This is a genomic window from Variovorax sp. 20P10.2.4, assembly GCF_058244205.1.
The window spans coordinates 1-7,943 of the sequence record NZ_JBZAYE010000334.1 but is presented as its reverse complement, the minus strand read 5'-3'; the positions used below and the strand labels follow the sequence as shown (position 1 = coordinate 7,943).

At 70.0% G+C, this 7,943-nt stretch carries 9 protein-coding genes; 6 read left to right on the top strand and 3 right to left on the bottom strand.

Going from position 1 to position 7,943, the window contains the following annotated elements:
• Positions 1 to 176: 176 nt before the first annotated feature.
• Positions 177 to 533, top strand: coding sequence for an RING finger protein (locus AC27VN_RS25750; protein ID WP_296791986.1), 357 nt, complete (start codon positions 177 to 179; stop codon positions 531 to 533).
• Here AC27VN_RS25750 and AC27VN_RS25745 read toward each other — a convergent pair whose 3' ends face one another.
• On the bottom strand, positions 534 to 1,751 hold the full coding sequence (locus AC27VN_RS25745) for a patatin-like phospholipase family protein (RefSeq protein ID WP_296778873.1): 1,218 nt from the start codon (positions 1,749 to 1,751) through the stop codon (positions 534 to 536).
• 76 nt (positions 1,752 to 1,827) lie between these two features.
• On the opposite strand from AC27VN_RS25745, the gene apbC reads away from it, so the two are divergent.
• The 3 genes from apbC (at position 1,828) to AC27VN_RS25730 (ending at position 6,038) form a co-directional block, all read left to right on the top strand.
• A complete protein-coding gene (gene apbC, locus AC27VN_RS25740) occupies positions 1,828 to 2,919 on the top strand; it encodes an iron-sulfur cluster carrier protein ApbC (protein WP_296778871.1) in 1,092 nt (363 codons plus the stop codon).
• A 330-nt stretch (positions 2,920 to 3,249) separates the two neighbouring features.
• Complete coding sequence (locus AC27VN_RS25735) at positions 3,250 to 4,197, top strand: LysR family transcriptional regulator (RefSeq protein ID WP_490878357.1); 948 nt, start codon at positions 3,250 to 3,252, stop codon at positions 4,195 to 4,197.
• A gap of 149 nt (positions 4,198 to 4,346) precedes the next feature.
• Positions 4,347 to 6,038 carry an OFA family MFS transporter gene (locus tag AC27VN_RS25730; protein WP_490878356.1) on the top strand — a complete coding sequence of 564 codons (1,692 nt, stop codon included), beginning with the start codon at positions 4,347 to 4,349 and terminating at the stop codon, positions 6,036 to 6,038.
• 34 nt (positions 6,039 to 6,072) lie between these two features.
• Here the strand turns inward: AC27VN_RS25730 and AC27VN_RS25725 are convergent, their stop codons facing one another.
• Complete coding sequence (locus AC27VN_RS25725) at positions 6,073 to 6,648, bottom strand: hypothetical protein (protein ID WP_490878355.1); 576 nt, start codon at positions 6,646 to 6,648, stop codon at positions 6,073 to 6,075.
• 170 nt (positions 6,649 to 6,818) lie between these two features.
• Here AC27VN_RS25725 and AC27VN_RS25720 point away from each other — a divergent pair, with 170 nt between their 5' ends.
• A complete protein-coding gene (locus AC27VN_RS25720) occupies positions 6,819 to 7,166 on the top strand; it encodes a winged helix-turn-helix domain-containing protein (protein ID WP_057592932.1) in 348 nt (115 codons plus the stop codon).
• Complete coding sequence (gene tsaA, locus AC27VN_RS25715) at positions 7,163 to 7,660, top strand: tRNA (N6-threonylcarbamoyladenosine(37)-N6)-methyltransferase TrmO (RefSeq protein ID WP_490878354.1); 498 nt, start codon at positions 7,163 to 7,165, stop codon at positions 7,658 to 7,660. The genes AC27VN_RS25720 and tsaA overlap by 4 nt, the downstream gene beginning before the upstream one ends.
• On the opposite strand, the gene AC27VN_RS25710 is transcribed toward tsaA, so the two are convergent.
• The coding region (locus tag AC27VN_RS25710) for a nitroreductase family protein (protein WP_490878353.1) at positions 7,657 to 7,943 on the bottom strand (287 nt) is incomplete at its 5' end. The two genes, tsaA and AC27VN_RS25710, sit on opposite strands and share 4 nt — an antisense overlap.

The window sequence follows — 7,943 nt, the reverse complement described above, 5'->3', positions numbered from 1 at the left end:
GGCGAGGTGGCGGCGCTCAAGGCCAACGTGGCGCGGCTCGAGGCCGAGGTGGCGCAGCTCAAGGCGCTGCTCGGTCGGGTGTGCTCGGAGCTCGGGATCTCCGAGGAGGGCTGACGCCACGGCGCGCGGCGCGGGCGATCGGCTATCGTGAGCTCCCGCATTTCGGACGAAGCCGCATGACGTCGATCTGTCCCCACTGCCGGCAGCCCGGCATCGCGAACCTGGCCAAGCGCTGGTCCAGCCGAGGCGCGCCCGCGACCTGCCCGCACTGCGGTGGCTTCTCGCACGTGCTGGCGAGCACCAGCAGCGGGATCACGATGGGCGGCGTCCTGATCGTGGTGCTGTTCGCGATCGCGGCGGGCGCATCGGGGCAGTGGGTGCTGATCGGGCCCGGCATCGCGCTGGCGGTCGCCCACAACCTGTGGGCCTGGCGGCGCGCGAAGCTCTATCCGATCGCGCGCGACAGCGTCACCCATGCCAGGGCCGCGAACGGGCTCATCGCCGGCCTGCTGGTGCTGCTCGGCCTGAGCTAGTCAGGCCGCGGTCGATTCCGGCTGCCTCGCCTCCTCCCAACCGAAGAAGCGCAGCACCTCCTCGCGCTGCCGCATCGCATCGGCATGCCCGAGCGCCATCAGCTCGCGCGTGTAGCCCGATTCGAACAGCAGGTAGCTCGCGAGCGCGCCGCCCTTGACGTCGGCCGCGACCTGCGAGCCGCCGAGCAGGTGGCGCACGGCGCCGGGCAGGGCGTCGACGTGGCGCGCGGCGATCACGTCGAGGCGTTCCGAGGGCGAGATCACCAGCAGGTCGATCGGGCGCAGCGCGCTCGCGGCGCGCGCCTCCTCGGGGATCAGGCCCAGCGTGTGGTTGATGCGGCGCAGGCGCTCGATGTCGACCGCCAGCGCGTCGAGGAAGATGCTCGACAGCGCATGGCCCGCGATCTGCGCCATGGTCGGGTAGCCGCTGTGGGTGTTGGGCGCGGGCGCCTCGCGCGGCTCGTGCATGCGGCCCGCGCCGATCACCACGATGCGCTGCGCGCCCAGGTGGATGGCCGCGGCGATCGGGGCCGACTGGCGCATCGAGCCGTCGCCGAAGTACTCGGTGTGGCCCTCCATCGGCAGCGCCGTGGCCGGGAACACGAAGGGGATCGCGGCCGAGGCCAGCAGGTGGGCGTGCGAGATGCGGCAGCCCACCGACAGCCGCTGCGAGCGCACCCAGGGCTCCATCGGCGTGCCCGATTCGAAGAAGGTCACGTGCTCGCCCGAGCTGTAGCTCGAGGCCGTGACCGCCAGCGCCTGCAGGTGGCCCTGCTGCATCAGCTTCGGCAGGCGGTCCAGCGGCACCATGCGCTCGAGCATCTCCGACAGCGGCGTGTTGTCGAGCAGCGAGCGCGGCTTCACACGCATCCAGTTGGCCGCGAAGCGCCCCAGGCCCAGCAGCATGCGCCAGCGCGCGCCGCTGCCGATGACCGAGAGCGAGTCGGCCCGATAGACCTGGCCGGCGCGAAACTCGCCCCAGAACTGCGCGATGTGGGCCACCACGGCGTCGAAGTCGTCGGCGCCGCAGGCCAACACGGCGGCGTTGATGGCGCCGGCCGAGGTGCCGGTGATGACCGGGAAGGGGTTGCCGCCACCGGCGGCGCCGGCCGCGCGCCGGATCTCGGCGATGGCCTGCAGCACCCCCACCTGGTAGGCGGCGCGGGCGCCGCCGCCGGTGAGCAGCAGGCCGGTCGTCGCGGGGCTTGTCTCTGGCATTTTTCGGTTATTCGAAGCGTTGGGAGTCGGCCCCGACGGGGCGCACTAGACTACCCGCCTTCCAGGAGTTAGATCAATGGCCATCACCCCCGAGGCGATCTCGAACGCCCTCCAGAGCGTCGCAGACCCCAACACCGGCAAGGACTTCGTGTCCACCCGCGCGCTCAAGAACCTGCAGATCTCGGAGGGCGACGTGTCCTTCGACATCGAGCTCGGCTATCCCGCGAAGAGCCAGCATGCGGCGCTGCGCAAGGCGCTGGTGGCCGCGGCCAAGACGGTGCCGGGCGTGGACAACGTGTCGGTCAACATCACGACCAAGGTCATCAGCCATGCGGTGCAGCGCGGCGTGCAGCTGATGCCCAACGTGAAGAACATCGTGGCCGTGGCCTCGGGCAAGGGCGGCGTGGGCAAGAGCACCACCGCGGCCAACCTGGCGCTGGCGCTGGCGGCCGAGGGCGCGCGCGTGGGCCTGCTCGACGCCGACATCTACGGCCCGAGCCAGCCGATGATGATGGGCATCGAGGGCCGCCCCGAGAGCACCGACAACAAGACCATGGAGCCGCTGGAGAACCACGGCGTGCAGGTGATGTCGATCGGCTTCCTGGTCGACGCCGACCAGGCCATGATCTGGCGCGGCCCGATGGCCACGCAGGCGCTCGAGCAGCTGCTGCGCCAGACCAACTGGAAGGACCTCGACTACCTGATCGTCGACATGCCCCCGGGCACCGGCGACATCCAGCTCACGCTGAGCCAGCGCGTGCCGATGACCGGCGCGGTGATCGTGACCACGCCGCAGGACATCGCGCTGCTCGACGCCAAGAAGGGCATCAAGATGTTCGAGAAGGTCGGCGTGCCGATCCTCGGCCTGGTCGAGAACATGGCGGTGCACGTGTGCTCGAACTGCGGCCATGTCGAACACATCTTCGGCGCCGATGGCGGCAAGAAGCTGGCCGAGCAGAACGGCATGGCCTATCTGGGCGCGCTGCCCTTGTCGATCGACATCCGGCTGCAGGCCGACAGCGGCAAGCCCACGGTGGTGGCCGATCCCGAGGGCGAGATCGCGGGGCTCTACCGTGCCGTGGCGCTGCAGGTGGCGGTGGGCATTGCCGAGAAGGCCAAGGATTTCTCGGCGAAGTTTCCGACGATCACGGTCAGCAAGAGTACCTAGGATGGGATTCGGGGGGGCGATCAGTTGCGGGTGGGGGTGGGCTCACGCCGATGGGGTACTCCCCTCCGCGAATGTCCCCCGGCCTGCGGCCTCCTCCTTTATTTCGCTGCGGGGAGTACCCCATCGACGTGAGCCTGAGGCAGGGCGGTTGAACCGGCCCGCACAACGACTGCGCCCACGTGCACAGGGCAGTGGGTGCTTCCCGCAGCGAAATAAAGGAGGAGCCGAAGGCGGGGGACATTCGCGGAGGGAAGTACCCGCTGTCCTGTGCACGCGCCCCGAACCTTCGCACCCCGAAACTAGCGCCCGACCCCAGCGAGAGACAGCGAGATGAACCTCCTCGCCTCCATGCGCTACCTCGTAGCCCTCAGCGAACACAAGCATTTCGGCCGAGCCGCCGCCGCTTGCCACATCACCCAGCCCGCGCTGTCCAACGCCCTGCGCGCGCTCGAATCCGAATTCGGCGTCGTCATCGTCAAGCGCGCCCGCGTCTATGTCGGCCTCACGCACGAGGGCGAACGCGTGCTCGCCACAGCGCAACGCATGCTGCGCGACAACGAAGTGCTGCTGCAGGAATTGCGCAGCGAGGCCGGAGAACCGCGCGGCAGCCTGCGCATGGCGGCCGTGCCCACGGCGATACCCATGCTCTCGCGCTTCGCGGCCATGCTGCACCAGCGCCATCCGGGCATCGTGCCCGGCGTCATCTCCATGAGTTCGCAGGAACTCGAGACCGGCCTAGAGAGCCTCTCGGTCGATCTCGCGCTCGGCTACACCGAACGCATGCACATGCCCGGCATCAAGCTCACTGCCTGGCCGCAGAGCATCGAACATTATTTCCTGCTGCGCCGCGCCGCCGTGCCCTCCGACGACCAGTTGCGCATCGGCAAGCCCCTGGCCTGGGCCGAGGCCGCGAAGCTGCCGCTGTGCCTGCTCACGCCCGACATGCACAACCGCGCCATCGTCGACCAGGCGCTGCGCGAGGCCGTCGGCACCGTCGTGGCGCCGGCCATCGAGACCAACTCCGTGCTTGCGCTCGTGCTGGCCGTCATCGCCGGCACGGTCAGCAGCGTGCTGCCCGGCGCCATGGTCGCGGCCGTGCGCAGCTACCGCGAACTCGAGGCCCTGCCGCTGGTGGCACCCGAGATCCTCACCCCGATCGGCTTCATGACCCAGGACGGCGTGCGTGCCTCGCGCGCCCTCGAGGCCGCGCTGGCCTTCCTGCAGACGCCCGAGTGGCTCGCCCAGGCCGCGCTGCACAGCGGTACGCTGGGCGAATAGCGGGCGTGGCGCGGATGGCGGGCGCCATTTAGTTCTTGAATCGGCCCATGCGCCGATCGAATTTGACGGCGCATGGCCGCGCCGCCCACACTCCGCCGCCGGAAATTTTCAACAGTCCGTTTTTCCAGATCCGGCAATTTAGGAGTGATATGGCAGGTTCAACTGCAGGCGTTCTCGAGGGAGATCGCATCCAAGGCTCGGGCGCCGCGCCCGGCTTCCTCGACAAGGAACGCATCATCGCCGGCCCCGGCTACAACCGCTGGCTGGTCCCGCCTGCAGCATTGGCCATCCATCTGTGCATCGGCATGGCCTATGGCTTCTCGGTGTTCTGGCTGCCGCTGTCGAAGGCGCTTGCCACCGCCGGCACCGGCGCCCAGGCCTGCGCGCGCGAGATGAGCTTCTTCGCCGAGCTGTTCGCCACGAACTGCGACTGGCGCGTGGCCACGCTGGGCTGGATGTACACCCTGTTCTTCGTCTTCCTCGGCTGCTCGGCGGCCCTGTGGGGCGGCTGGCTCGAACGCGCGGGTCCGCGCAAGGCCGGTGTGGTGTCGGCCCTGTGCTGGTGCGGCGGCATGCTGCTGTCGGCGCTGGGCATCCACCTGCACCAGTTCTGGCTCATGATCCTCGGCTCGGGCGTCATCGGCGGCATCGGGCTGGGCCTGGGCTATATCTCGCCGGTCAGCACGCTCATCAAGTGGTTCCCCGACCGCCGCGGCATGGCCACCGGCATGGCCATCATGGGCTTCGGCGGCGGCGCGATGATCGGTTCGCCGCTCGCGGTCGACCTCATGAAGCGCTTCTCGGACGCCCACGACGTCGGCGTGATGCAGACCTTCGTCGTGATGGCGATCGGCTACTTCGTCTTCATGATGGCCGGCGCGCTCGGCTACCGCGTGCCGCCCACGGGCTGGAAGCCGGCCGGCTGGACGCCGCCGCCCGCGCAGACCAGCAACGCCATGATCACGCAGCGCCACGTGCACGTGAAGAAGGTCTGGGGCATTCCGCAGTTCTGGCTCGTGTGGCTGGTGCTGTGCATGAACGTGAGCGCCGGCATCGGCGTGATCGGCATCTCCTCGCCGATGCTGCAGGAAGTGTTCGGCGGCGCGCTGATCGACCTGCCGGCCAAGTTCGGCGAACTCGACAAGACCCAGCTCGCGGCCATCGCGGTCGTGGCCGGCGGCTTCACCGCGCTGCTGTCGCTGTTCAACATCGGCGGGCGCTTCGTCTGGGCCAGCCTGTCCGACAAGCTCGGCCGCAAGCTCACCTACACCGTGTTCTTCGTGCTCGGCGCGGTGCTCTACGCGAGCATCCCCTCGTCGGCCGGCGCGGGCAGCAAGCTGCTGTTCGTGGGTGCCTGCTGCGTCATCGTCTCGATGTACGGCGGCGGCTTCGCCACGGTGCCGGCCTACCTGGCCGACCTGTTCGGCACCCAGTTCGTGGGCGCCATCCATGGCCGCCTGCTGACGGCCTGGGCCACGGCCGGCATCCTCGGCCCGGTGGTCGTGAACTACATGCGCGAGTACCAGCTCGGCCTGGGCCTGCCGCGCGAGCAGGTCTACAACCAGACCATGTACATCCTCGTGGGCATGCTGGTGATCGGCTTCATCGCCAACCTGCTGGTGCGCCCGGTGGCCGACAAGCACTTCATGAGCGATGCCGAACTCGCCATCGAGAAGAAGCTCGCGCACGAGAAGGCCGCGGCCTCCGAAGTGGGCGAGGGCTCGGGCCGTGCCGACACGGTGAGCCCGGCGGTCGTGGTGCTGGCCTGGGCGGCGGTGGGCATTCCGCTGGCCTGGGGCGTCTACAAGACGCTGATCAGCGCGGCCAAGTTCTTCCACTGAACCCCCGCCGGGGCCCGCGGCCCCGGCTTCGTCGTCAGCGCCCCGAAGGCTGCGCCGCGAACACTTCGATCGCGGCCAGCCGCGCCACCGAGCGGCCCGGCTTCTGGTCGCCGGCCACCACCAGGCGCGCCGCGCCGTTGCGGCCCAGCGGCATGCCGTTGCGCGCATAGGCCAGCAGCGCCGTTTTGTTGCCGAACTCCGGCGACATCTCCCCCAGCGACACCACCGCGCGGTAGCCGTCGCTGCCGATGGCCACCACGTACATCGACAGCAGTGGGTTGCGCACGCGCGCATCGGCCTGCAGCCCGACCGCGGGATCGTTGAGCAGCGACCACAGGTTCACGCCGGTGTAGGTGTCGGCACCCACCGTGAGCGTGGTCGCGGGCATGGCGCGCAGCTCGGCGAGGTCGAAGCGCGCGCGCTTGAGTACCGCCCCCGAGACCGTGAAGGCCGGCGAGGCCTCGTCGCTGGTTGAGGGGCCATGGCCCGCGGCCGCGGCCGGTGCGGTGGGCGGCGTGCCGGCGCAGCCCGCGAGCAGGGCGACGATCGCGGCGATGCCGAGCAGCTGGCGCACGGTGCTGCCGGGGGCTTCGAGGGACAGGGGGCGCATGGTTCGATTCCTCATCCGATGGCCAGCCGGCGTGGGCCGGCCCTGGCGCTGTGTTCATTCTGACATGACGACTTCGACGGGCGAGTCGGCGCCATCGGGTAATCCGGCGGCCGGCCCGGCCGCCGCATCGTTTACCCTTCTCGCCCACGTCCGCGCTTTTTCCGTCCGCCATGAAATCCAAAGTCCAGTTCCGCCTGCGCGTCTACCGCGACGACGTCATCGCCATCGGCCCCGGCAAGATCGCCGTGCTCGAGGCCGTGGCCGAGACCGGCTCGATCTCGGGCGCGGCCCGGCTCCTGGGCATGTCGTACCGGCGCGCCTGGATGCTGATCGACGAGATGAACCATGCGCTGAGCTCGCCCGCGGTGAACACCGCCGCCGGCGGTTCGCATGGCGGCGGCACGGCGCTCACGCCCGTGGGCGAGGAGATCGTCAAGCACTACCGCGCGATCGAGAACGCCGCGCGGCTGGCCACGGCCGCCGACATCCGCGCGCTCACGCGGCTGCTCGCGCCATGAGCGCCGCAGCGCGCGACGAGATCGTGCTGCGTCCCGTGGGCGTGGTGCGCAGCCGCTTCACCGAGGCCACCGGCATGCCGATCCAGACCGCGGGCGCGCCCGAGGAGATGGGCCGTGTCGAGGTCCATGCCGAATTCGCGCCGGGGCTGCGCGACATCGAGGGCTTCGACTACCTGATCCTGATCACGCGGCTGCATGCCTGCGAGAACGAGAAGCTCGAGGTCGTGCCCTTCCTCGACGATGCCTCGCACGGCGTCTTCGCCACCCGCGCGCCCGCGCGGCCCAACCGGCTCGGGCTGTCGATCGTGCGGCTCACGGCGGTGGAGGGCCGCATCCTGCACTTCAGCGGCAACGACATGATGGACGGCACCCCGGTGCTCGACATCAAGCCCTACGTGCCGCGCTTCGACGTGCGCGAGACCGAGCGCGTGGGCTGGTTCGGCGCGCGGCTCGAGCGCTTGCCCGAGACCCGCTCCGACGACCGGATGCGCTAGTCCGTTTCCGGCGGCGGCGGTAGCGCGCCGGGCGACGCCACCCAGGGCGCCTCGCCCTGCCAGCACGACCACACGTTCTGCGACAGCGTCTCGCGCGGCTGCGGCGGCGCTTCCGCGATCGTGCCCACGCTGATGAAGCCGACCAGTTCCTCGCCGGGCTGCACGCCGAGCTGGCGCGCCAGCGTCTCGTCGAAGCAGCGCTCGCCGCTCAGCACGATCGCGCCGTAGCCGAGCTGGTGCGCCGCGCTCAGGATGTTGCCGAGCGCCGCGCCGGCGCTGAGCC